The sequence below is a fragment of the Ruegeria sp. AB5 genome (assembly GCF_056542645.1).
Genome location: NZ_JBQGAE010000004.1, coordinates 24,700 through 45,955, shown reverse-complemented (window position 1 = coordinate 45,955; position 21,256 = coordinate 24,700). Strand labels below are relative to the sequence as shown.

The window sequence follows — 21,256 nt, the reverse complement described above, 5'->3', positions numbered from 1 at the left end:
TCCAACTGTTTCTTAAGCGCCGATGACATCGACGCTGGTGTTCTCTTGCACCGTGACGGTGCCGAGATTGCGAATGTGGTTTTCGACGACATCCCAGATCGGGGGACCTTCGGTGCCTTCGTTGACGCTGGCCCAACCGGCCACGACATAGGTTTTCGACGGATCAATTGCTTCGCCCGTTTTGAGCAGGGTCATTTCGCTGATCCGTTGCCCTTGTGGCTTGGTGACGTCGATACGGTAGCCAAGCCCACCGACGCGGACCATGTCGCCACCCTGCTGGTAGTAGGGATCAGGGTTGAACAGGTTGTCGCCGACATCTTCGAGAATGACGTGGATGAATTCGCCTGTCATTTCAGTGCGATACGCATTTGGGTAGGACATCGAGGTGACGTTCCAGATATCCTCGCGCGTGATCTCCTGCCCCGGCAGGATCGACGGACCCCACCGCACGCCAGGCGACATTGCTATATCTGCCTCGCGCTCCTTGATCAGGGCATCACAGATCAGGTCGTCCCAAGTGCCGTTAAAGTTGCCGCGGCGGTACAGCAACGAGTCCGTTTTACCGATCACTTCACTCAGCGCCGCCTCATATGGTGCGCGCTGTTCACTGATCAGCGCAGTGATTGCGGGATCGGGTGCAATGACGTCTGAGAAGATCGGTATCAGCTTGTGCTTCAGCCCCATCATCTGTCCATCCCGCACATCCAGATCCACGCGGCTGACGAACTTGCCGTTCGAGCCAGACGCGATGATATGCGTCTTGCCCACCAGAACGGGTTCCGGCAGCGCATCATGGGTGTGGCCGCTGAGAATCACGTCGATCCCCTGAACCCGGCCCGCCATTTTCTTGTCGACATCAAAACCGTTATGGCTGAGGACGACGACGACGTCGGCACCGGCGGCGCGCACCTCATCGACCATGGCCTGCATATTCTCATCGCGGATACCGAATGAGTATTCGGGGAACATCCAACCGGGATTAGCGATGGGCATGTAGGGAAACGCCTGCCCGATGACAGCGACCTTTGAGCCGCCCCGATCAAAGAACTTATAGGGCTTGAACAACTCGGCAGGCTCGTCCCATTCGGCGTCAAAGATGTTCTGGCCCAGCGCGGCAAAGGGCAAACCTTCGACGATTTCATTCACGCGCTCGCTGCCCAACGTGAACTCCCAATGGAACGTCATCGCATCGGGCTTCAGCGCGTTCATGACGTTGACCATGTCCTGACCCGCCGTCTGATAACAGGTGTATGACCCGTGCCAGGTGTCGCCTCCGTCCAACAGCAGGGCGTCAGGGCGGTCCGCGCGAATGGCGTTTATCACGGTCGAAACCCGGTCAAGGCCGCCGACCCGTCCATAGGTCTTCGCAAGCGCCGCGAAATCCGTGTAGGTCAATGCATAGGCAGAAGGGCTGCCGTCTTCGATCCCGTACGCCTTGCGGAATGCGGCCCCCGTGACATGTGGCATCTGTCCGCGCGCATCGCCAATGCCAAGGTTGATCTCGGGCTCGCGGAAGAAAATCGGTTTGAGTTGCGCGTGAATGTCGGTGACATGAATCAGGCTGATATTGCCAAAGGTCTCGAACTCCAGCAGCTGATCCTGCGTCAGACTTTGTTGCGCTGCAACTCTGGCCCAGTTGCCAAACCCGGACGCTCCGTACAGCGCCGAAGCTGCCATTGAAACCTGTAGGAAGTCACGTCTAGAAATCATCTACCAGCTCTCTTGTAACACATATAAATGTGTGAATGTTAATTCCGTGAAAAACCCGTGCGAGGCATCGCCCACACGGGTCAGTTGTTATTGGCGCACAGCCGGAGTTTCGACGGAAAGTCCGTTGCCCCGCGAGGCTACGTACAGCTCCAATGCACGGAACTCGTCTGAACCTTCGGCGAAAGTTTCCGCCCGGGTGTCACGAATACAGCCGCGGAACCGGTTGTGCCGCGAGATCAACTTGGCCTGTTTCAGGCGATAGGTCGGGAACCCGTTGATCATGCCCTGGCTCAGGTGGTCCGCCCGGATCATGTTGCCCCAATTGTCTTCGTGACAATTGGCACAGCTGAGTTCCAGCTGACCGTAGCGGGTATAGTACATCTCTTTGCCCTGCTCCCAGTACGGTGCGGCATCGCCGTCAATCGCGACATTCATCGGCATCCCGCGTGACTGCAGGCCGATCAGAGCAACCATCGCCTGCATGTCTGCTCCGGACCACTTCCAGGGCTCGGCTTCCATACGGTCGGTTCGGCAGGCGTTGATCAGATCTTCCATGACCACCAACTTGCCACTTGCGGCATCGACCTTGGGCATGGACGCCTGCAGCCCTTCAAAGCTTTCCACGCCCTCATGGCATGAGGCACAACTTTCACCCGCAGCACCGTCAACAGTTTCGAAAAGGTCCGCAGCCTGATCGACGAAGATCATGGCCGGGTTGTCAAAATCATCGATCTGCAGCGCTTGGGTTTCATCCGTGCGAAAGTGCCAACCCGAATAAATCGTGTCGAAGTTTTCGAGATGCGCCGGTGCTTCGGTGACCGACGTCATCTCAAGCTCGTCATTGATCACAAGATTGTCTTCGTCTGGTCCGGCCAGCGCTGCCACTGGGAAAGCCAGAACGGCCGCGATCGCCGTAAGTGCCTTGGTATTCATTGCGTTCCTCCCTTGGTGGATCAGCGCCAGCGTTCAGGCCAGCGCTGATCTGCCTTAGCGGTCGAGCCGTCAGGCGATCTCGATCGATTTTGTCTCGTCATAGACAGAGCCGTCGTCATCGTACCAGGTGAAGACGAATTCACCGGCCTCGGGCACGGTTGCTTCGAACTGGAAGTACGGATTGGTTGAAATCGCGGGCTCCATCGTCACATCAACAACCAATTCACCGTTAAACTCGCAAGTGAAACGGTTGATGATCGAACGCGGGATGGCGTTGCCTTCTTTGTCCTTGCGCTGACCGCTTTCCATCTTGTGGCTGATCAAAGTCTTGATCGTGATGGTTTCACCAGCTGCGGCTGTCTTTGGAACCTTGACGCGGGGTTTTACACCGGATGCCATGGGTTAATCTCCTGTTCTTCGAGGCGCGCGTGGCGATCAGCCGCCGCAGCCGCCGATTGTCACTTTTACGGTCGCGGATACCTGGGCGAAGCTGCCATCTGCCATCTTGGCCACGGCAATGACATCCTGCGTCCCGGCAAGACGGATACGGGTTGAAGCGGATTGCTGAGCAGCCAGCGGGCCGAAATTGAATGTTGCAACGCCCGGTTCGGGGTTGCCTGCGGCCACGATCAGAATTGCAGAAGCACCCGGAGCACTGACTTCGATTGGTACAGTGTTGCCGTTTTCTGCGATTTCCGGCGCCGTCAGAGTGACGCCACCATCGACCACATCCGCCCCACCTGTGAACGCGGCGATGGCATCTTCGGCGGCTGCATTTGCGCGGAGCGGCAGCATTGTCAGGAACGCGGCGCCCAGCCCAAGGGCCAGAGTCTCGCGGCGAGAGAGTTCCATTTTCGTCTCCTTTGAATCTTCGAAAGTTCACGCCTGAAAAGCGCGACTATTCTTCTTTCAGGGTCGCAAGAAACGCGACCACGTCCTCTATTTCCTGTGCGGTCAGGATCGACGCCAAGGGTGCCGTTGGCGCTTTGCCCGTATAGGCATCTCCCGGACGAATGAAGCCGTCATCCTTGTAGAACGCTGGCATGACCGTACCGTCAAACGTCATTTTGGCGTTTGCGACCAACCCGCGAAGCTCGGCCTCGGACCAGCGATCACCGGCACCATCCAGCATCGGGCCAACCTCGCCATGGAACGGAATATCCGCCAAGGCCGTGACCGCGTGACACGCCACGCAGTTGCCTTTTGACTTGTCGCCAACAATGAGCGCACCGTTGGCCGCATCACCGGCAACGCCAGTCAAAGAGACTTCGATTGCACCATAGTCGTCGTATGCGACGTCTTTCGGACCTGTATCAGCCGCAAAGGCGGCTCCACCCGTCAGTGCGCAGATCATCGTTAAGAGTCTCAGCTTCATGATCCCTCCCATTTGCTATCGCGCCATTGGCGCTTTGCGACCTAAAGCTTTTGTGTACCGTAGTCGACGAGGGCAGCGTATCGCAACATTAAATTCATCTTATTGAATTTTTTTATTTGTGATGCACGCTGTCAGTCTTGTGAAACATTGTTTCTCTCTTGAATGCGCCGCGCGTGATACCTTTGAAAATCTTCACCGTTATCAAGCGCGTAACGTTTCTCGTCGACCCACGTGAACAGGTCCAAGGTTGTTCCTTTGCCAAAGGCGCCCGGCATCACGGCAACTGCGGCCTCGATGGCTGTTGCGCCTTCCGGGACGTCTTCCGGTAGAAAGACAAGCGTCGGAGTGAACAGAATCCCCCATTTGCGCATCAGCGTCCTTTGTTCGGCTTCCTGCCCGTCAAAATCAGTGGCCGTGGTGCTTCCGTGCAGATCCAGTTGGACGACAAAGAAGTTGTCCTCGATATACGCCGACAAGTCGGGCTGAGGGAAAACTTCTTCATGAATTTTCTGGCAATAGATGCAGCCTTGTTGTTCAATGAACAAAACCAACCGCTTGCCTTCGCTCGACGCCTCTTCAAGGTCCTCGCGGAGGTCTTTGAACGTGTCCCGCATCCACGGAGTTTTGTGCAGGCCGTCGTCGCCAAGTTCAGCAGCAGCAACTGCCCCGCCCAGCAGACATGCAATCAAGATCGACAATACTCGTTTCATAGCTTCCTCCCGAATTAGCCAATGACCGCGAACCAGGGAATATGGTCCAGCATCCATTGCGCGATGTGATTGATGGAGTTGGTTGCGATGAGCACGCCGAAGAGAATCAGCAGACCGCCCATTGCTTTTTCGATCAGTCCCAAGTGTTTTCTGAACCGTGCCATCCAGCGCATGAAGGGGCGGACCAAAAACGCCGCCAAAACAAACGGGGCGGTCATGCCAACCCCGTAGACGAACAACAGCACCGCCCCGCGCCATGCTGTCTCGGTTCCCGCTGCCGTGAACAGAATCGCGGCAAGCACCGGCCCGACGCAGGGCGTCCAGCCAAAGGCAAAGGCCAGGCCAAGAACATAGGCCCCGATCAGGCTGACATTTGATGTCTCACCGACGTCGGCACGAAACTGACGATACAGGAACCCAATGCGAATAAGACCCAGGAAATGAAGGCCCATCGCAATGATGATGGCGGCTGCGATCCAGCGCAGAACGTCGAAATAATCTCGCACAAGCTGCCCAAATATCGAGGCCGTCGCGCCGAGAGCCATGAAGATGGTTATGATCCCTGCTGCAAATGCGATTGCAAAAAACGTCGCCCTTCGGCGGACGTCAGCGGAAATGGCGGAACCTGACGAAATCTGCTCCATCCCGACGCCTGCCAGATAGCTGAGATAAAACGGCACAATCGGCAGAATGCACGGAGAGAGAAAGGACAACAGACCCGCAATCAATGCGCCTGCAAATGTAATGTCGAGCATGGTCAAACCTGTCCTGACGCGCTATTATTCACACATTCAAAATAATAAAGATATGCCGCTGCGGTCAATCGGAGCTTGAAATGCGCCACCTGTTTCTACTTTTGCTGGCAGTTGCCATGCTTGTTGCGCCGGTGTCATTGCGTGCCGAAATGACGCTTTTGATGGCAGAGGAAGAGGGGTGCATGTGGTGCGCCCGCTGGGATTCCGAAATCTCGGCTATTTATCCAATGACGCCCGAAGGACAGGCCGCGCCGCTTCAGCGTGTCGATATCCACACGGCGATGCCGAATGACATCGCTTTGGAAAGGCCTCTCTACTACACGCCCACTTTTGTTTTGCTGGACAATGGCAGAGAGGTCGGTCGGATCGAAGGCTATCCGGGTGAGGATTTTTTCTGGGGGATTTTGGGCGTTTTGCTCCGTGACGCAGGGGTACCGATCGAGAGCTCTGGATAAACGGCGCCAAGCCACATAAACTGTTTTGAATTCGTGAAGCTATGAAAGCGAGGCGATCTTGTTGGACAAATCTTCGAAACTGCCTGTGTTCTCCAAGGACATGTGCGCCGAAGACATGGACAAAATGATGGAAAACGCTCAGACGGCATCAAGCTTTCTGAAGGCCATCAGCCATGAGGGACGTCTGATGATTTTGTGTTATCTGTCGTCTGGGGAAAAGTCGGTCACGCAGATGGAGGAGATGCTGTCTGCCCGGCAGGCGGCTGTATCTCAACAATTGTCCCGACTGCGGTTTGAGGGGCTGGTCAAAACACGACGCGAGGGGAAAACGATCTATTACAGGCTGGCGGATGACCGGTCGACGCAGATCCTCGAAGTCGTCTACGATCTTTTCTGTCGGGAGAAATAGAAGGCCCTGACAACACCGCCAGCTTTGGGAGGAGACTGGCCATGTTCGAATTTCTGGGAGACGCCAATACAGTTGCCCTGATTGGCCTGATCGGCGGCATCGTGTTGGGCTTGGCTGCGCGCATCGGCCGTTTCTGTACCTTGGGCGCGATCGAGGACTACCTGTACGCCGATGACGACCGCAGGCTGCGCATGTGGGCCATTGCAATCGGCGTTGCGATCATCGGCAGTCACACAGCTATGGCGCTTGGGTGGCTTGATCCAATCGGGTCAAACTACCTGGCCCAGACGTGGAATCCGCTTGGATCGATCGTGGGGGGCCTCATGTTTGGATACGGCATGGCCATCAGCGGGAACTGTGGGTATGGCGCATTGGCCCGGCTGGGCGGTGGCGACCTTCGATCCTTCGTGATCGTTTTGATTCTGGGCCTGTCCGCATATGTCGTGATGTCCGGCCCGCTGGCCTATCTAAGAGTGTGGGTTTTCCCGGTGCAAATGGATCTGAGCGAGCCTCAGGGTATCAGCTTTCTGGCCGAAAGGCTGACCGCAGTTCCGGCATGGCTCGTGGGCTCACTCGTCGGCGTCGTTTTGGTGATTTTCGCTTTGGCAAATGAACGCTTTCGCCGTACGCAATCTCAGGTGTTCTGGGGCGGCGCGGTTGGATTGGCGATCGTTTCGGGCTGGCTTGGTACAAGTTGGGTCGCAACGCACGGATTTGACGGAGAGCCGGTGCAAACTCACACCTTTGCCGCGCCTCTCGGAGACACGATGTTCTACCTGATGACCGCATCCGGCACCACGCTTTCATTTGCAGTCGGGTCCGTTGCGGGTGTTCTTATCGGAGCATTCCTTGGATCATGGTCCAAAGGTCATTTCCGATGGGAAGCATGCGAAGATCCACGCGAGCTCAAGCGTCAAATGCTGGGGGCCGCGATCATGGGTCCGGGAGCCATCATCGCGGTCGGGTGCAGCGTCGGACAAGGTATATCTGCTTTCTCACTGTTGGCGTACAGCGCACCTGTAACATTTGCGGCAATCTTTGCCGGGGCTGCGCTTGGTCTAAGGCAGCTCGTATCAGGATTGTCCTTCATTCCTGAGCGCTAAGTTACGAGTGCATGTCCGCAGGACCGTTGCGTGCGTGGGTGTTAAACCCGAAGTTCGGCCTGATGCGCAGATCGACAAATCATCTGCGACAAATCCGAGACCTTTTTCAACCGCATATTTGACGGAAGAAATTTGTGCTGGATATCAGTCTACCTATTGATAATTTGCTCACGCATCGGTTTGTGAGCGCATCACTTCTTTTCGAAAAACCTATTGGAGCGCATTTTGGTAATTCCGTTTCACGTTCGGGAAATGCTTCAACGCATAAAGGCACGATTTGACGCCGATCAGATACCGCGCCAGATGGCTCCAAATGATGCCGAGTTTTCAACATTGCGCCCGTCCCGCAAGCCTTCGAAAGAGGTGGTCGCGCGTTTCTGGGACAAGTTGAAACCCACGGCCAGTCCTGCGGATCAAGCACAGATCGCAGATCCGACATCTGTTGAAGCTGCTGAAACCTACGGCGCCAATATCGAGAACTTCATCGGGACAGTTAAGCTGCCCGTTGGGGTCATAGGCCCCCTGCGCCTGAACGGAATGAATGCAAACGGGGATTTTCATGTTCCGCTTGCCACGACCGAGGCCGCGCTTGTCGCCTCTTACGCCCGGGGTGCATATGCCGCCACCCGGTCAGGTGGGATCAGCACTGCCGTGCTTTACGAAGGCGTGTTGCGGACCCCGGCTTTTGTATTCGAAAGTCTGCTATTGGCCGGGCAGTTTGTCGATTGGGTGGTGACGCATGTCGACATGCTCAAATCCGCAGCTGAATCGACCACCCGTCATGGCCAGCTTGTATCGTTGGAGCCTTTCATAGACACCAACGTCGTCTTCCTGATTTGCCGTTATACAACGGGCGATGCGGCGGGTCAGAACATGGTGACCATCGCCACCGATGCAATGTGTCACGCGATTGCAGACAATTGCCCTGTCCCGATCGAGAACTGGTATATCGAAGGCAATTTCTCGGGCGACAAGAAGGCCTCGGCGCTTGGCCTTGTAACAGGGCGCGGGCGCAAGGTCAGCGCCTCAGTCACGCTTCCTGCCGACATTGTCGAAAAGACACTGGGCACAACGGTCGAGGAGATGCTGGCCTATGGGCGCGTTGCCAACCTGGGGGCGCATCTGTCGGGCCAGTTCGGCGCACAGGCGCATTATGCCAATGGGCTGGCGGCCTTTTACATCGCCACCGGTCAAGATGCGGCATGCGTGGCTGAAAGCGCGATGGGCGTCACAAGGATGGAACCACGAGGTGACGACCTGTTCTGCTCGGTGACGCTTCCCAACATTCTGGTTGGATCAGTCGGCGGCGGCACCGGTTTGCCAAGTCAGACTGCTGCGCTGAACATACTTGGCCTCCGGGGCACCGGGTGCGGCACGGCTTTGGCCGAAGTGGCCGCCGCCACCTGCCTGTGTGGTGAGATTTCCATCGTTGCGGCGATTGCAGCGGGTCATTTTACCCGCGCCCATGAAAGTCTGGCCCGGCAAAGATGAGTTTTCAGAACCGATTCTGGATTTATCAATCCGAGCGATTTCCACTGAAAAAAACCGTCCCGCTGCTGCTTGTGTTTTCAGCTGCCAGTATCTGCGTGTCCGCGCGTCTGGCGGACCGACCGTTGCCCGAATGGCCAGCCTTTGCCGCAGGATTTGTGCTTGCCATGGCGCTGTTCTTCCAGATGCGCGTCTGTGATGAGTTCAAGGACGCCGAAGACGACCGGCTCTATCGACCCGACAGACCAATTCCGCGCGGTCTGGTCTCTGAGAGAGAGATTTTGCGCCTTGGCCTTTTGACCATTCCCGTGGCTCTGGCCGCCGCCTGGATTTGGGATCCATCGGTTTTGTGGCTGTTGGGGGGTGTCTGGATCTGGCTTGCAGCGTTGACCATCGAATTCGGCGTTCCCGCCTGGCTGAAGGCACGACCGGTTCTGTACTTGCTGACTCATATGGCGATCATGCCCCTGATTGATCTGCTGCTGACCGGGATCGAGTGGATGCCGGCGGGCGGCGCTGCATCCTCCTTGTGGTTGTTTCTGGCCCTGTCTTTTGTAAATGGTTGCGTCCTTGAGATCGGTCGCAAATTGTGGGCCCCCGAAAACGAAATCACGGGGGTCGACACCTATTCGGGCCTTTGGGGCCCTCGTCAGGCGGGGCGCGTCTGGATCGGCTGTGTTCTGCTATCCTATGCGTTACTTGTCGGCACAGGCGTTGCAACCGGGGTTGGCTGGCAAAGCGCCGTGATCGGAGCACTGGCCTTGGGTCCATGCGGGGTTTCCGCATACTTCTACATTCAATCGCCCACAGCAAAAGCCCAAGCGAGAATGGACACCGTTGCAGGCCTTTGGGTGTTTTTCTGCTATGCCACAGCGGGTTTCCTGCCGTTTCTGATCGGAGCCCGCGCATGACGTTCATTGTCCCCCAAACCGAAGCCGAAGATGTTTCCGTCGTCGGAGGCAAAGCGGCGGCGCTGTCGTATCTTGCCCAGCATGGCTTTGCGCCACCAGCATTTTTTGTCATCACCAATGGCGCGTTTCGCATCGGGCACACTGGGCCAACGGCTCAAAAGGGCCTGCGGCCCGCCGTTGCCACAGCGCTTGAGACACTCGGGTCGGGGCCCTACGCCGTTCGCAGTTCCGGCCGCAGCGAAGATGGCGTGGAACACAGCCACGCGGGACAATACGATACGGTCCTCAATGTGTCGGGCCGCGATGTGATCAAGGCGGCCAAGCAGGTTTGGCAATCCGGTTTCTCTGATACCGTCGAAATCTATCGCGCGGTCAAATCGGGAGGCGGGGCCGAAGCGCCTGCGATCATCGTACAGCGCATGATCGATGCGAAAGCTGCGGGCGTCGCCTTTTCCGCCGATCCTGTCAGCGGTCGCCGGAACGTTGTTGTGATCTCGGCCATTGATGGGCTTGCAGAACGACTTGTATCAGGCGAAGCAGATGGAGAGGATTGGATTGTTGGAATGGATGGTGCGCCGGAAAGTGCACCAGATACCCCCGCACATCTGACATTGGCTGAGGCGCAATCCATTGCAGCCCTTGCCCGAAAGGCCGAGACTCTGTTTGGGTCACCGCAGGACATAGAATGGGCCATTGACGCGCAGGGGCTTCACATTCTGCAGGCCCGGCCAATCACCACGGCCCTGCGCCCTGCGGCTGTTGACGACAAGACGCTCACCATCTTTGACAATTCCAATATCGTCGAAAGCTATCCGGGCATTGTCAGCCCGCTGACCTATTCCTTTGCCCTACACGTCTATGCCCAGGTTTACAGGGCATTCGTCAGGCTGTTAGGCGTGTCCCAACATACGGTTTCTCAGAACCCGACCGTATTCGACAATCTGCTCGGACGTGTGGACGGTCGCGCCTACTACAATCTGATCAACTGGTATCGCGCCCTGGCCCTGTTGCCGGGATTCTCGCTGAACCGTGACTACATGGAAACGATGATGGGTGTCTCTGAGCCGATGCCCCGTGAGATCACGGATGCGCTTGCCCCTGCCCCCACTGTCGGCTGGCGCAAGGTCGCAGAGTACGCAAAACTGGCCAAAGTCGCGGTTGGCCTGATTTGGCAGGCCATCCGTCTGCCGCGGACCCGGCGTGACTTCTACCAGCGGCTCAACAGCGTATTGCGGGCCGGGTTGGATGTCGAAGCCTCGAATGCATCTGAACTGACCGCCGAATATCGCCGCATCGAAAGCACCCTGTTGGATCGTTGGGACGCGCCGTTGATCAATGATTTTCTGTGCATGATCGCATTTGGCGGCTCGCGGAATCTGCTGCAAAAGTGGCTGGGTGAGGACGGGTTGACCCTGCACAATGATCTCATGATCGGACAAGGCGACATCATTTCCGCCGAACCGGCGCAACGCATCGCCCGGATGGGCGCGCTGGTACGGCAGGCTGGTCTTGCTGAAGGATTGAAAGCCAAAGCGCATATGTCAGTTCTGTCTGGACACCTGCAAATCGAGGCCGAGGTCGACGCATATCTCGAGAAGTTCGGAGACCGGTGCACGGAAGAGCTCAAACTGGAGAGCATTCCGCTGCGCGATGACCCGTCCAGCCTGTTGTTGGCCGTCGCTGCCAGCGCCGAACGCCCGACCAACACGCGTCAGGACGGTGTGGAACCGGATTGGAAAGCGTTGTTTCCGGCGAACCCGATCAAGCGGCAGTTGGCCAAGTGGATTTTGGGCTGGACCAAGGCGCGCGTACGCGACCGCGAGAACCTGCGCTTTGAGCGCACGCGCATCTTTGGCTATGCGCGGCGCGTGTTTTTGGGGATAGGCCGGGAATTCGCCGCGCGCGACATTCTTGAAACGCCTAGGGACGTGTTTTTCCTGACCACGCACGAGGTTCTCGGAGCGGTTGAAGGCTTTAGCCTGTCGCCTGATCTCAAAGGTATCGTCACGCGGCGCAAGCAGGAAGACGACGCTTCGTCCAGACGCCCGGACCCGCCAGAACGTATCGAAATTCGCGGCCCCGCCATCGCGCCGATCTGGTCGGAAAACGCTGATGTTCAGGCAGATGCAACGCAGACCAAGCACGGCACGGGCTGTTCCGCAGGTCAGGTCACGGCACCAGCGCGTGTGATCCGCGATCCCCGCACCGAAGCCTTGAGTTCCGGGGATATCCTGGTGGCCCGTCACACCGATCCGGGCTGGATTGCCGTGTTCTCAAACGCGTCAGCCATCGTTGTCGAACGCGGGTCGCTGTTGTCACACTCGGCCATTGTTGCGCGCGAGTTGGGAATTCCTTGCGTGGTTGGCCTGAAAGGGGCGACACAGTGGATCGAAGACGGCGAGATGCTTTCGGTTGACGGGGCAAGCGGCGCAGTGGAACGGTGCGATGCATAGCAGCGAAATCGAGAAGAAGGCGGATTTCGATCACATTCGATATGCCCAGTTGTGGGAGGACGCAGACGTCCTGACGACCGCCTTGGGAGATTGCGCGGGCAAGACATTGGTGTCCATCTGTTCGGCAGGAGACAACGCGCTGGCCATGCTGACGCTTGATCCCGCACGTGTCGTCGTGCTGGACCTGTCGCCCGCACAGATCGCCTGCCTCAAGCTCAGGATCGGGGCCTACACGGCACTTTCGCATTCCGAGTTCATCGAACTCACGGGATCTCGCCCAAGCAAACGGCGGATCGAACTGCTGGGCCGTGTTTTGGAAGCTACGGATTCCGACACCCGCGCTTTTTGGCAGACGCTGGCACCGATGGTTGAACGATATGGCATCGGTGGCGTCGGCAAGTTCGAACGCTATTTCCGCATCTTTCGAACATGGTTGCTGCCGCTGGTGCATTCTCGGCGCACCATCAATGACGTGTTCGTTCCCCGCACCCCACAAGACCGGCAAGCGTTTTTCGACACGCGGTTCAACACGTTCCGTTGGCGCCTTTTGCTGAACACCTTCTTCTCCCGCTTCGTCATGGGACGCATGGGACGGGACCAAGCGTTTTTCGACCATGTCGAGGGCAGCCCGGCCCAACATGTGGCACGCCGTATCCGTCATGCCGGTGTGGACACCGATCCATCGCAAAACCCCTATCTGCATTGGATTCTGAAGGGGACACACGGCGATGCGCTGCCTATGGCATGGCGGCCCGAGCACTATGAGACGATCCGGTCCCGACTGGATCGTCTGGACATTCGCCTTGGGTCGCTGGAGGCGTTTGTGTCGACCGGAGAAAAAGCCAGCGGCTTCAACCTGTCCGACATCTTTGAATACATGTCACCCGATACGTTCCGGGAGGTGTACGGCACAGCGCTGACGGCCGCCGAGCCAAGCGCCCGGTTGGTCTACTGGAACATGATGGCCCCTCGGCGCGTCCCGCCACAGTACAGGGACAAGGTGGCACTCCTGACCGACATCGAAACCCGGCTGAAAGCCCGCGACATGGCATTCTTCTACTCGGATTTTGTTGTCGAAGAGGTGCGGGCTTGACCGTCCTTCTACAGATCATTCTGGCCGTTGGGTCTGTGTTGGCATTGCTGGGTTTAATGGTGATCATCCGCCATATGGCCAAGGCTGCGGGTCTGAATGCCGAAGTACAGCGAAAGCTGATGCATGTCAGCACGGGCCTGTTTGCGTTGCTTTTACCCTGGCTCTTTCCTGACCGATGGCCGGTCTACATGCTGATTGCGGCCACGATGCTTGTGATGCTGATTTTGCGTTTGCCGCGGTTTTCAAAAGGACTTGGCGCAACCCTGCACGGGGTCGAGCGCACGTCCTACGGTGACTTTCTGCTCGCCCTGTCCGTTGGACTTTGCTTTCTGTTGGCGGGGGAAAACTCGTTGATTTACATACTGCCAATTGCTGTCCTGACGCTGGCGGATGCGGCCGCGGCCCTGGCCGGAACCACTTATGGAACACGCCGTTTCATGGTGGAAGACGGAGAAAAAAGCGTTGAAGGGTCCGTGGTATTCTTCGTGATTACCTTGTTGATCGCAATCATCTGTTTTCTGTTCATGTCAGACCTGCCACCGGCAAACACCGTGATGCTTTGCGTTATGGTCGCGGCCTTCGGAACCCTGGTCGAGGCACAAAGCTGGCGCGGCTTTGACAATCTGTTCCTGCCCCTTGGGCTGCTGATTTTTCTGAGCGTACATGCCGATAGCTCGCTGGTCGAACTGGCGACTATCGCTGTTGTGTTTCTGGCTGCAATTGCAGGTTTCAGCACGCTCGGCACAAGGTTGGGACTTACCAAACATGCCACCCGGGTCTATGTCATCACAGCTTTTCTTCTGTTGTCGGTCACCGCGCTTCAGAATGCGGTCTTGCCGATCTTGGTGCTGACCACGCATCTTTGGGCGCGCGTCCTGAACCCTTGTGACGCCAAATTCCCGGATCTCGATATCGTCGCTTCGGTGGGACTGTTCAGTTTCGGATGGCTGGCTCTAGGCAACGCCACCGGATGGAATGCGGTGTCGTTCTACGGACTCTCTGCAATGGGGCTTGCCATGGGGTTCAGTGTCCTGGCGTTGCAGGGCAAGATCCCTGCAATTCTGGCCGTGGCCATTGCACTTTTTGCGATCCGGCATTTGGTCGTTGCGCTAAACCCGGATACATCCCGCTGGGCGGAACCGCTGACAGCGGTCGCCCTGATGTCCCTTCTATGTTCGACTGCCGTACCATTGGTCCGGCCGGACTGGTTCGGAAAGGACCGGGTGCTGAGGTTGACTGTCCTGGCCCTTGTCCCACCGCTGATTTACTATGGCTGGGCTGTCTTGGGGTCGGTCGATTCAGGGTTCTTCGCCGGAGTTGCTTCATGAGCAAAGAGACGATCAAAACAGCTGATGCGCGGCTGACGGTTTATTTGGAAGGTCCCGACTGGAACGGCGTCCCCGCTGCAACCTTCGGTGATTTTTCCTGCACTTCTTCCGAGGCGGGTGCCGAAATTCTGGACAAAGGGATAGAGCGGGTCCGGAACGCGGGTATCGACCGTATCATAGGTCCGATGTCTGGCGATACCTGGCACAGCTATCGATTTGTCTCGTTCAGCGACGGGTCCGCTCCGTTCTTGATGGAGCCAAACAACCAACCTCATGAACTTGATGTGTTTCGGACAGCAGGATTTACGGAAATCAGCCGGTACTTCTCGGCCCGCGTGACACTGCAGGAAGCTGCCGGGTCAGCCCCACCTGAAACCGATGGCCTTGTGGTGGAAGAGTGGGACGGTACGGACCCCGAAGCCCTGTTCCGTCAGGTGTTCGCCCTTTCGACCCGCGCCTTTTCCAACAACGCATTCTACAAGCCGATTTCCGAGGCGGATTTTCTGGCCATGTACATGCCGGTTGTACCCATGATGAAGCGCGAACTGATCCTTTTTGCGCGCCGCCCCGATGGGACATTGGCCGGGTTTCTGTTTGGCATTCCAAACTATGCCGAAGGCCCCAACCCCACTTCTGCGATCCTCAAAACCTACGCAAGTCTCGAACCGGGGGCCGGGCGGCATCTGGCCCACAGGTTTCACAAGGCCGCGTACACGTTGGGTTACGACAGCGCCATCCATGCCCTCATTCACGATGACAACACTTCTGCCAACCGCAGTGCGGCAGAAGGGGCGACGATATTCAGGCGCTACTCTCTGCTTGGGTACAAGCTGAATGGCTGATCTGCTCGCCCATTTTGCTGCCGCAGTTGAACGGTTCCCGGACAGAACCGCCATAGTGGATGGCAAAGGCCACCAGATCAGCTTTCAGGACCTGCAATCGCGTGTTCAATACTTGGCAGGTCGATGGAAGAACAAGGGTATCAGACCCGGAGATCGCGTGCTGTTGGCCATGCCGGTCAACGCAGATCTCTATGCAAGCCTGGCGGCCCTATGGTCCCTTGGAGCAACTGTGGTTCTGCCGGAACCGGCGATGGGGCTGGCCGGTCTGCGCCACGCCGCCCGGACCACAAAGCCAAAGGCGTTCTGTGCCACAGGCGCGTTTTGCCTGCTGAAACTTCTGGTCCCCGAGCTTTGGGCCCTCCCCCTGCTTGCGCCAGGAAAAGGCCGCAGCGAACCGCCATCGCACAGTATTCGGTCGGATGATATCGCGCTTATCTCTTTTACGTCCGGGACGACAGGACAGCCAAAAGCCATTCCACGCTCTCATGCATTTCTGATGGCGCAGCACGATGCGATCTCGCCCCTGCTCGACAGCGACAAGGCAGAGCGCGATCTGGTGGCCTTTCCGGTCTTCACATTGATCAATCTGGCGGCCGGGCGCACAAGTATTCTGCCAAATTGGAGGCTCAGCAAGCTTGACCGTCTCTCGCCCCTTCAGTTGGAACGCTGGATTGGGGCACAACGGATCACCCGTGCGCTCATACCACCGTCACTGTGCGAGAAACTGAACCAATCGGTCGACACCGGCCAGTTGCATACGGTATTTACAGGCGGCGGTCCGGTGTTCCCAAATCTTGTCGAGGCCCTGCACAACCAGCACGGGCTTTCAGTCGTGTGTGTTTATGGATCGACCGAGGCTGAACCGATTGCGCATCTCGATGCACGGCACATCTCGGAACAGGATCACAGACAGATGGCGCTTGGTCGGGGTCTTCTTGTCGGATACCCGGTGCCCGAAATTTCGGTCCGAATTTGCGACAACGAGATTCAGGTCGCTGGGGCCCATGTCAATGACGGGTACCTTGACCCGGCCCATTCAAAGGAAAACAAGATCACGGAAAACCACATCACATGGCATCGAACGGGCGATGCTGGCACGCTGGATGACACTGGTCGTTTGTGGTTGTGGGGGCGCGTGGGGTCCGAAATTCAAGTTGCTTCAGGTGTGCTTTTCCCATTTTCGATCGAAGTCGCGGCGCAACAATGGCAGGGAGTTGATCGGTGTGCGCTTGTCAACACGAAGAAAGGCCCGGCGCTTTGTGTTCAAGGAAGCCCCGATCATGTCGAAGCTTGGCGGACATCTGCGCGTGGCTTTGGCGTTCACAATGTGATTGCAGTTCAGAAAATCCCCATAGACAAACGCCACGCATCCAAGGTCGACCGGGCGAAACTTGAACGTATCACGGGCTCCTGACGCCTTACGGATCAAAGGCCCGCGGGTCTGCATCCGACGACGTCCAATCGTCTTTGGCAGATGCCGTTCTGTGGATCGATCACTATTCTGCCGCCTCTACCGGTTTGGCCCAATCCTCCCATCCGGTGCCGGCTGTCAGGACCGGGCCGTCCCAGGCAAAGGGAATCTGATGGATCGTGGTATCTTGCCCGTCGATCAGCAGCACAAAATAGGCCGGGTCCATCGGAGCGCCTTTCAGCAAGTGGGTTTCGCTTAGGTCCGGGATCGACTGGTTGCCGGTCGAAGGCACACTGGCAAAGGGTACACCTGCGAGGCGCCCGTGGATCGGCGCGTGGACATGTCCGAAATGTATATAGTCGATTTTGGCGACATGTTCCCTCATCAGGTTCCGGAATGGGCCTCGGTCTTCCTGAACCAATGCGATCCTGTCTTCCGCGGGCAACCCAACCAGCATTGGATTGTGATGCAGGAAGATGCGCGCGCGCGCGCAGCTGTTCAACTCTGCCCGCAGCCAGGCGCGCCGGGCGGCACAGAAATGCCCGGCATGGGTTCGTTCGCCTACGCTGTCGAGATAGATGAAACGCACGCCGTCAACCGTCTCAGCGTGGTTTACGAAGCCGTTTTCGTCCACGGGATGATCCGTGAAGACAGACCTGAAGGCCGCCCGATCGTCATGGTTGCCAATCATCAGGCGCACGGGGATGGAAACATCGCAGGTGGCTTTTTGCAGTGCGTCGTACGCCGCATGTTCACCCCAATGGGCCAGGTCGCCGGTGATGATGATCCGCGCGGCGTCGGCATGGTTTTCCGACACATGGGCCAATGCACGCGCGAACCGGGCATGGGGATCCAGCCCGCCCATTTCTTCGCCGGGAACTGTCAGGTGAATGTCTGAAATATGGATGATTTTCATGTTCGTACTCTGCCCGAAAGAAAACCGGCCACGCGCCAATCGACACGCAGCCGGAAGTAGGATTTAGCCGTTGGGCAGCAGGTCGCTGACTTCTTCGACCAGTTCCTGCTGCAGCTCTTTCATGTCGGTGGCATCGCCGGTGACAATGCGCTCGATGCTGTCATAGATCACCTGGGTGATCGCCAGACCATTGTCGCCCGGATAGGCCAGCCAGTCGCGCAGCAGCGGCAGCTGGTCCACGGCGGTCTGCTTGTTGGGGTTCTGCTCGTAGAAATCCGCCAGGATCACTTCGTTTGCGGCCTTGTTCGGCGGCATGTAACCGGTGGTCTTGGCCACTTCGGCAGCCCCTTCGCCGCTGGTGATGAACTTCAACCACGTCCACGCGGCTTCTTGCACCTTGGGATCATCCGAGGCCGATGTCAGCATGGCAGCGTTGCCCCCCGCGGGCAGACCCTTGGGCGTTTCGCCCATGCCGGGGAACGGGCCGGTTTTCAGTTCAAAATCACCCTGCGAACGCTCGACCGCGCCCAAAGCCGATGTTGACCAGAACATCATACCAATCTCACCCGCCGAAAAGGACGACAAGGCCGCTTTCCACTCGAGGTTCTGCATCTCGCATTTGGTGAAGATCTCTTGCATCTGCTCCATTGCAGCCAATGCCTCAGGACTGTCCAGAGTGACCCTGCCACCTTCGACAATCGCCTTGTCCTGCGACCACATCAGGGCCTGCACAAACCAGTTGCCGGTGACGTTCCAGCCCCAGAAGATCGGGTTATCGACACCATTGGCCTTCATGGTTTCGCACATGCCGATCACCTCGTCCCAGGTGGTGGGCAGCGTTTCGACACCGGCCTCTTTCAATATGTCCATGTTATAGTATCCGACCGGCAGCGAGACCGAGAATGGCAGACCGTGAACATTGCCGTCAAAGGTCGACAGCGACAGCATCGCATCGTGGTAGCCGTCCTTGGTGAAGTCCGCTTCTTTGGCGATGAAGGGTTCAAGCGACTTGGCGATACCCTTTTCCACCAGGATCTGCTGTCGGTTCAGGCCCTGCATGGTGACGTCTGGCAGGTTGCCGGAAACCGCTTCGCGCAGGATCGTATTGGTGCCATCCTCGTAGGATTCGTACGTGGCACGGAATTTCACTTCGATGTTCGGATGCGCTTCCTTGAAGGCGGGCATCATGGCTTCATAGGTGACGTCGAACAGATGGCTGTAGGGATAGGCGAATTCGATGGTCACGGTGTCTTCGGCCATCACGGCGGTGGCGGTCAGTGCCAAAGCCATTGCAGACAGGGTGGTTTTCATGGAAATCTTCCTCTCGTTCCTGACGTGGAGCGTTTGTGTTTGGCGATGCACGCTCCGGGTTGATCCCTGGCGGGATTTCGGGAGGGTGCGGGTCAGCCCGCACCCGAAACTCATTTCATTCCATTCAAGGTGATCCCGTCGATGAAGCGTTTCTGCGCCAGCAAGAAGGCAACGATCAGCGGAGTGACGATTACGGTGGCGGTGGCCATCATCGGGCCAAAGAACGACCCGTCACCGTCGCCCTTGAATTCCCGCAGACCCAGGGGCGGCGTGAACAGATCACGATTGCCGGTCACCACGATACGGGGCCAGAAATAGTCGTTCCAGTGGGCCACGAAGGAAAAGATCGCAAAGGCCAGAAGCGCTGGGATCGCAGTCGGCAGCATGACGCGCCAGACGATGGCAAATTCTCCCATACCGTCCATACGTGCGGCATCAATAAGATCATCAGGCACGGTCATGAAAAACTGGCGCATCAGAAAGATGCCAAAGACCGAAATTGTCCAGGGGACGACTAGCGCCGCGTAGGTATTGGTCAGCCCGAGCTTGGCTAGCATGATGTAGAGAGGCAGTGCAATGGCGTGGACCGGGATCAACAGGCAGAACAGGACCAGCCCGAATACTGCTTCACGGCCCCAAAACTTCAGCTTGGCCAGGGCATAAGCTGCGGGCAACGCAACCACGACCTGGATCAGGAAGATCGATGCCGTCACGATCACCCCGTTGAGCAGGTAACGCAGCAGCGGCGCTTCGGTGAAAGCCTTGGTATAGTTGAAAATGACAGGTCGCGTGGAACAGTCGGCCACGGCCTCTGCAACCAACGCGTCGCGGATCGCGTCGTCACTATGCCCCGGGAACCGGCCTGCCGCGTCAACGATGTCATCGCGGCTGGGGTCGCGCAGCTTGACGCAGCGCTCGTCCACCATCATGTCCTGACGTCCGAAGAATCCGCCCTCGCCCCGGTCAATCTCGCCCGGGGATTTGAACGAATAGCTGACCATCAAATAGAACGGTGCAATCACGACGATCACGCCAAGGATCAGAATCAGGTGTTTCCACCAATCACGGGTCATTTGTAGTGGACCTTTCGCTCGACCAGCCAGCGCTGCATCAGGGTGAGGAACATGACAAAGAGAAGGAACAACATGGTGATGGCCGAGCCGATCCCGATCAGATTCTGCTGGATGCCTTTCTCGAAAATGGCGAACATCATCACATAGGTGGACTTGTTCGGCCCCCCTCCCTGCGGCCAGAAGGCTTCGATCGTGTCAAAGACCTGGAAAGCGCGGATGCAGGTGATGGTGACAACAAAGACCGTGGTCGGGCCAAGTGCGGGCCATGTCACCAGCCGAAACCGCTCCCACGCTGACTTTGCGCCGTCCATTTCAGCGGCATGATACAGCTCCCGATGCACACTGGTCAGGCCGGCCAGGTACAACACCATGTTGAAGCCGAACCCCTGCCATATACCGATGAAGCAGATCACCCAGATCGCATAGCGTTTGTCGCCCAGCCAGACCGGAAACCGATCAGCGCAACCCTTGGCCAAGAAAGGCCAAATCTGTTCCAGAAACGTGCCGCACCCCGTCTCAAGAGTGCGGTTCACCATGCCGATCGACGGGTGCAGCATGAATTCCCAGGCAATGGCCATCGCCAGAAGCGTCGCCATCACCGGCAGGAAGTAGATCGTCTTGTAGAGTTCGCGGAAACGACCCAACGAGTTGATCAGCAACGCCGCCCCCAACCCCAGGCCCACCGACATTGGCACCACGGTCACCACATAGGTCAATGTGGCCAGAAACATTTTTTCATAGGTCGACCGCGTGAACAGTCTTTCGTAGTTGCTGGTACCAACCCAATCGAAGCCGCTGTTTCCAAGCGAATAATTGGTGAAGGACAAAAGCCCTGCGATAGCGACCGGTGCCAGCAGGACAATCACCATCAAAAACAAGGCGGGTGCAGTCAAAACCCATGCCGTGCGACGCTCATTGGTTGTCTGGTTTGAGGGCGGCTGCGACGGGATGTCCGTCAGGGATGGCTCGACGGCAGACAT

The 21,256-nt window shown here is 57.5% G+C and carries 21 protein-coding genes; 10 read left to right on the top strand and 11 right to left on the bottom strand.

What is annotated here, in order from left to right; genetic code table 11:
* Nucleotides 1-12 precede the first annotated feature (12 nt).
* From soxB to ACR0L4_RS09405, 7 genes are all read right to left on the bottom strand, one after another.
* Nucleotides 13-1,710: a thiosulfohydrolase SoxB gene (soxB, locus tag ACR0L4_RS09435; RefSeq protein WP_480512448.1), complete on the bottom strand. Its 1,698-nt coding sequence runs from the start codon at nt 1,708-1,710 to the stop codon at nt 13-15.
* 87 nt (nt 1,711-1,797) lie between these two features.
* Nucleotides 1,798-2,643, bottom strand: a complete 846-nt coding sequence (gene soxA, locus ACR0L4_RS09430) for a sulfur oxidation c-type cytochrome SoxA (protein WP_170643560.1) — start codon at nt 2,641-2,643, stop codon at nt 1,798-1,800.
* A gap of 69 nt (nt 2,644-2,712) precedes the next feature.
* Nucleotides 2,713-3,042, bottom strand: coding sequence for a thiosulfate oxidation carrier complex protein SoxZ (soxZ, locus tag ACR0L4_RS09425; RefSeq protein WP_170750316.1), 330 nt, complete (start codon nt 3,040-3,042; stop codon nt 2,713-2,715).
* 36 nt (nt 3,043-3,078) lie between these two features.
* Nucleotides 3,079-3,495 carry a thiosulfate oxidation carrier protein SoxY gene (gene soxY / locus ACR0L4_RS09420; protein ID WP_480512445.1) on the bottom strand — a complete coding sequence of 139 codons (417 nt, stop codon included), beginning with the start codon at nt 3,493-3,495 and terminating at the stop codon, nt 3,079-3,081.
* 46 nt (nt 3,496-3,541) lie between these two features.
* Nucleotides 3,542-4,018, bottom strand: coding sequence for a sulfur oxidation c-type cytochrome SoxX (soxX, locus tag ACR0L4_RS09415; protein ID WP_170750314.1), 477 nt, complete (start codon nt 4,016-4,018; stop codon nt 3,542-3,544).
* 131 nt (nt 4,019-4,149) lie between these two features.
* Nucleotides 4,150-4,728 carry a thioredoxin family protein gene (locus ACR0L4_RS09410; RefSeq protein WP_480512443.1) on the bottom strand — a complete coding sequence of 193 codons (579 nt, stop codon included), beginning with the start codon at nt 4,726-4,728 and terminating at the stop codon, nt 4,150-4,152.
* Between the two features lie 14 nt (nt 4,729-4,742).
* Nucleotides 4,743-5,483, bottom strand: coding sequence for a cytochrome c biogenesis CcdA family protein (locus tag ACR0L4_RS09405; RefSeq protein WP_480512441.1), 741 nt, complete (start codon nt 5,481-5,483; stop codon nt 4,743-4,745).
* Nucleotides 5,484-5,563: 80 nt separating this feature from the next.
* Here ACR0L4_RS09405 and ACR0L4_RS09400 point away from each other — a divergent pair, with 80 nt between their 5' ends.
* The 10 genes from ACR0L4_RS09400 (at nt 5,564) to ACR0L4_RS09355 (ending at nt 16,979) form a co-directional block, all read left to right on the top strand.
* Nucleotides 5,564-5,938 carry a thioredoxin domain-containing protein gene (locus ACR0L4_RS09400; RefSeq protein ID WP_170750311.1) on the top strand — a complete coding sequence of 125 codons (375 nt, stop codon included), beginning with the start codon at nt 5,564-5,566 and terminating at the stop codon, nt 5,936-5,938.
* Nucleotides 5,939-6,038: 100 nt separating this feature from the next.
* A complete protein-coding gene (locus tag ACR0L4_RS09395) occupies nt 6,039-6,347 on the top strand; it encodes a metalloregulator ArsR/SmtB family transcription factor (RefSeq protein WP_170750676.1) in 309 nt (102 codons plus the stop codon).
* A 41-nt stretch (nt 6,348-6,388) separates the two neighbouring features.
* Entirely contained in the window at nt 6,389-7,450 is a 1,062-nt protein-coding gene (locus ACR0L4_RS09390) for a YeeE/YedE family protein (RefSeq protein ID WP_480512439.1), read from the top strand.
* Between the two features lie 252 nt (nt 7,451-7,702).
* Nucleotides 7,703-8,941: a hydroxymethylglutaryl-CoA reductase gene (locus ACR0L4_RS09385; RefSeq protein WP_480512437.1), complete on the top strand. Its 1,239-nt coding sequence runs from the start codon at nt 7,703-7,705 to the stop codon at nt 8,939-8,941.
* Nucleotides 8,938-9,849, top strand: coding sequence for a UbiA family prenyltransferase (locus ACR0L4_RS09380; protein WP_480512436.1), 912 nt, complete (start codon nt 8,938-8,940; stop codon nt 9,847-9,849). The genes ACR0L4_RS09385 and ACR0L4_RS09380 overlap by 4 nt, the downstream gene beginning before the upstream one ends.
* A complete protein-coding gene (locus tag ACR0L4_RS09375) occupies nt 9,846-12,302 on the top strand; it encodes a PEP/pyruvate-binding domain-containing protein (RefSeq protein ID WP_480512434.1) in 2,457 nt (818 codons plus the stop codon). The genes ACR0L4_RS09380 and ACR0L4_RS09375 overlap by 4 nt, the downstream gene beginning before the upstream one ends.
* Nucleotides 12,295-13,395, top strand: coding sequence for a BtaA family protein (locus ACR0L4_RS09370; protein WP_480512432.1), 1,101 nt, complete (start codon nt 12,295-12,297; stop codon nt 13,393-13,395). The genes ACR0L4_RS09375 and ACR0L4_RS09370 overlap by 8 nt, the downstream gene beginning before the upstream one ends.
* Nucleotides 13,392-14,723: a hypothetical protein gene (locus tag ACR0L4_RS09365; protein WP_480512430.1), complete on the top strand. Its 1,332-nt coding sequence runs from the start codon at nt 13,392-13,394 to the stop codon at nt 14,721-14,723. The genes ACR0L4_RS09370 and ACR0L4_RS09365 overlap by 4 nt, the downstream gene beginning before the upstream one ends.
* The gene (locus tag ACR0L4_RS09360) at nt 14,720-15,565 is read left to right on the top strand and encodes a hypothetical protein (protein WP_480512428.1); all 846 of its coding nucleotides are present in this window, start codon (nt 14,720-14,722) and stop codon (nt 15,563-15,565) included. Before ACR0L4_RS09365 ends, ACR0L4_RS09360 begins: the two co-directional genes overlap by 4 nt.
* A complete protein-coding gene (locus ACR0L4_RS09355) occupies nt 15,558-16,979 on the top strand; it encodes an AMP-binding protein (RefSeq protein WP_480512426.1) in 1,422 nt (473 codons plus the stop codon). Before ACR0L4_RS09360 ends, ACR0L4_RS09355 begins: the two co-directional genes overlap by 8 nt.
* Before the next feature lie 82 nt (nt 16,980-17,061).
* Here the strand turns inward: ACR0L4_RS09355 and ACR0L4_RS09350 are convergent, their stop codons facing one another.
* The 4 genes from ACR0L4_RS09350 to ACR0L4_RS09335 form a co-directional block, all read right to left on the bottom strand.
* A complete protein-coding gene (locus tag ACR0L4_RS09350) occupies nt 17,062-17,892 on the bottom strand; it encodes a metallophosphoesterase (protein WP_480512424.1) in 831 nt (276 codons plus the stop codon).
* A 63-nt stretch (nt 17,893-17,955) separates the two neighbouring features.
* Nucleotides 17,956-19,203, bottom strand: a complete 1,248-nt coding sequence (locus ACR0L4_RS09345) for an ABC transporter substrate-binding protein (RefSeq protein ID WP_480512422.1) — start codon at nt 19,201-19,203, stop codon at nt 17,956-17,958.
* A 110-nt stretch (nt 19,204-19,313) separates the two neighbouring features.
* Nucleotides 19,314-20,276: a carbohydrate ABC transporter permease gene (locus ACR0L4_RS09340; protein WP_480512420.1), complete on the bottom strand. Its 963-nt coding sequence runs from the start codon at nt 20,274-20,276 to the stop codon at nt 19,314-19,316.
* Entirely contained in the window at nt 20,273-21,256 is a 984-nt protein-coding gene (locus ACR0L4_RS09335; protein ID WP_480512418.1) for a carbohydrate ABC transporter permease, read from the bottom strand. The genes ACR0L4_RS09340 and ACR0L4_RS09335 overlap by 4 nt, the downstream gene beginning before the upstream one ends.